Annotated in this window: 1 protein-coding gene; it reads right to left on the reverse strand. The window is 41.3% G+C overall.

The window, feature by feature from the left end; translation table 11 throughout:
• Nucleotides 1-44 precede the first annotated feature (44 nt).
• Complete coding sequence (gene metH / locus HUN22_RS15825) at nt 45-3,731, reverse strand: methionine synthase (RefSeq protein ID WP_174731330.1); 3,687 nt, start codon at nt 3,729-3,731, stop codon at nt 45-47.
• Nucleotides 3,732-4,066 lie beyond the last annotated feature (335 nt).

The raw sequence follows: 4,066 nt of genomic DNA on the forward strand, positions 1-4,066 counted from the left end.
TATTGATTCCCTTGAGTATGAGGGAATCAATATAAAAGTATTAATTAAACAATCGAATCATCTAAATTCGGCGCTAACCAACGTTTCGCTTCATCCAGTGTCCAACCTTTACGTTTTGCATAATCTTCAAGTTGGTCTTGAGATATTTTACCTACGTTAAAGTATTCACTTTGTGGATGAGAATAATAGAAACCACTTACCGAAGATGGCGGCATCATTGCAAAGTGCTCAGTCAGTTTAGTACCGATTTTGTCTGTAGAACCTAACCAGTCAAATAACACTGCTTTTTCAGAGTGCTCTGGGCAAGCAGGGTAACCCGGTGCAGGGCGAATACCGACATATTTCTCTTTTATTAGTTCTTCATTACTAAGCTGTTCATCAGCTTTATAGCCCCAGAACTCTTTACGAATGCGTTCATGCAAGTGTTCTGCAAAGGCTTCAGCAAAACGGTCGGCTAGTGACTGAACTAAAATTGCAGAGTAGTCATCACCTTTGGCTTTATACTCATTTGCCAGTTCTTCTGCACCAAAAATTGATACAGTGAATCCGCCTAAGTAGTCTTGTTGCTCACGGTCATTACGAATGTAATCTGCTAAAGACAAGTTTGGTTTCCCTGTGACTTTGTCAGATTGCTGACGTAAGTGCTCAAAAGTATGCGTAACAGTTTGACCAGCTTCATCAAATACGCTCACTGTGTCGGCGTCAGTGCGCTGAGCAGGGAACATACCAAATACAGCACGAGCATCAAAACGGTTGTTGTCGATAATATCTTTCAACATCGCTTGTGCTTGGTTGTAAAGGTCAGTTGCCGCTTCACCCACCACTTCATCTTCTAAAATTTTCGGGAATTTACCTGCCAAGCTCCAAGAAATGAAGAATGGTGTCCAGTCAAAATACTCTACAAGGGTTGCAAGCGGGTAGTTGGTGAGGACTTGTGTTCCCAAAAGATTTGGTTTTGGTGGTACATAGCTTTCGTCAATTTTAAAACCGTTTTCAACTGACTCAACATAGGTCAATTTTGCAGCTTTTGGCTGTTTGTTGGCTAAGCGTTCACGGATCTTGGCATATTCCGCACGGTGCTCTGCAATAAAGTTTCCACGCATTTCTTTCGAAAGGAGAGTGGTTGCAACACCTACAGCACGTGAAGCATCGGCAACATAAATCACCGCATCGTTTTGATACTGAGGATCAATTTTTACTGCTGTGTGTGCTTTTGATGTAGTCGCGCCACCAATTAATAAAGGAATATTAAAGCCTTTACGTTGCATTTCTTTCGCAACGAATACCATCTCATCTAAAGACGGTGTGATCAGACCTGACAAACCGATGATGTCACATTTTTCATCAATTGCAGTTTGCAAGATTTTCTCACAAGGTACCATCACGCCAAGGTCAACAATGTCATAACCATTACAGCCAAGTACCACGCCTACAATATTTTTACCAATATCGTGTACGTCACCTTTAACAGTTGCCATCAAGACTTTACCTTTAGATTGGCTACCTGTTTTTTCAGCTTCAATGTAAGGGTTAAGCCAAGCCACAGCTTGCTTCATAACACGTGCAGATTTCACAACCTGTGGTAAGAACATTTTGCCCGAACCGAACAAGTCACCAACCACGTTCATACCGTCCATCAAAGCGCCTTCGATTACATCTAAAGGACGTTTGGCTTTGAGGCGAGCTTCTTCGGTATCTTCATCAATGTAAGTGGTAATGCCTTTGACCAAAGCATATTCAAGACGTTTTTCTACAGATTCATTACGCCATCCAAGGTTCTCGGCTTCTTTGGCAGCGCCGCCTTGCCCACGGTATTTTTCAGCCACTTCAAGCAATTTTTCAGTTGCAGCCTGTCCAGATTCACCTTGGTTTTGATTTAAGATGACATCTTCAACTGCTTCTTTTAGCTCGGCTGGAATATCATCATAAATTGCCATTTGGCCAGCATTTACAATACCCATGGTCATGCCTTGCTTGATGGCATGGTACAAGAACACAGAGTGAATCGCTTCACGAACAGGTTCATTACCGCGGAATGAGAACGAAACGTTCGATACACCACCAGAAATCATGGCGTGAGGTAAGTTTTGTTTAATCCAACCTGTGGCCTCAATAAAGTCGACGCCATAGTTATTGTGTTCTTCAATACCTGTTGCTACTGCAAACACGTTCGGGTCAAAAATAATATCTTCAGCAGGGAAGCCTACATCGTTAACCAATACATCATAAGAACGTTTACAGATTTCGCGTTTGCGCTCAGCAGTGTCGGCCTGACCTTTTTCGTCAAATGCCATGACAATAATCGCAGCACCATATTGACGGCACAGGCGAGCTTTTTCGACAAACTCGTCATAACCTTCTTTTAATGAAATCGAGTTAACAACGGGTTTACCTTGTACGCATTTTAAGCCAGCTTCAATGATTTCCCATTTTGATGAGTCAATCATGATTGGCACACGTGAAATATCTGGCTCGGAAGCTACAAGATTTAAGAAATGCACCATCGCGTTTTGCGAATCGAGCATCCCTTCATCCATGTTAATGTCGATAATCTGTGCGCCAGCTTCAACTTGCTGCTGTGCCACTTCTAAAGCTTCGGCAAAGTTTTCTTCACGAATTAAGCGTAAGAATTTTTTTGAACCTGTAACGTTGGTACGTTCACCCACGTTTACGAAAAGTGAGTCATCATAAATATTAAATGGTTCTAAACCACTTAAACGACAAGCCGGTACAGTTTCAGGAACTTGACGAGGTGCAATATCTTTTACCGCATTGGCAATCGCACGGATGTGGTCAGGCGTTGTACCACAGCAACCACCAGTAATATTGATTAAGCCGCTTTCTGCAAATTCTTTTAAGAATGCCGCAGTTTGCTCTGGCGTTTCATCATATTCACCAAATGCGTTTGGTAAACCTGCATTTGGATGTGCTGAAACAAACGTATCTGCGACATCAGAAATGGTTTTTACGTGAGGACGCATTGCATCTGCACCAAGCGCACAGTTAAAACCAATCGATAGCAAGTCGCCATGACGTACAGAGTTCCAGAAAGCTTCAGCAGTTTGACCTGTTAAGGTACGACCTGATGCATCAGTAATGGTCCCTGAAATCATAATTGGTAATTCGTGACCAATTTGTTTAAAGACTTCTTTAACCGCAAAAATTGCTGCTTTACAGTTTAAGGTATCGAAAACGGTTTCAATCAAAATGATGTCTGCACCGCCTTCAATCAGCGCATGAGTCGCTTCAATATAGTTTTCTTTTAGCTCATCAAAGGTGATATTACGAAAGGCAGGGTCATTTACATTAGGTGAAATTGAACAAGTACGTGATGTTGGCCCAAGTACACCTGCTACAAAGCGCGGTTTATCTGGAGTCGAATACTTTTCACAAGCCGCTTTAGCTAAACGTGCTGCTTCACGGTTAATCTCGGGAACAAGATCTTCCATGTGGTAATCAGACATTGAAACACGCGTGCCGTTAAAGCTATTGGTTTCAATAATGTCCGCACCTGCATCCAGATAAGCTTCATGAATACCTTGAATGATTTGAGGCTGTGTCAGAACTAAAAGATCATTGTTACCTTTTAAGTCATGTGCCCAATCGGCAAAACGCTCACCACGGTAGTCTGCTTCTTCCAATTTATGGCGCTGAATCATGGTACCCATTGCACCATCAATAATCAGAATACGTTTGGCAAGAAGCGCTTTTAGGGTGGCAAGCGTGGACATATAAAACCCCGATATTGTACGAATTTAAAAATGCGGCGCTATTGTAACAGAATAGTTGCGCAATAGATGATCTATGACGACCCATCGTTCACCGTAAATTAGTCGTAAAAAAAAGTGTTTTCGAACAAAAAGAGGGTGTTTTTTCATCAAATATTCATAAAATGATCATGATATTGAAATATTTCATCTCCAATATTCGATTTTATGACAATAGTCTTGCGTGAAAAATAGCCGTTTAGACGGTTTCGCTGATATTTTTGATTCAAAAATAGTCATAAAATAGATGGGTGGGGATTTATGTAACTTATTGTATTTTAGTAAAAAAATAAAAATAG

This window comes from Acinetobacter lactucae, assembly GCF_013344765.1.
Lineage (GTDB): Bacteria > Pseudomonadota > Gammaproteobacteria > Pseudomonadales > Moraxellaceae > Acinetobacter > Acinetobacter lactucae_A.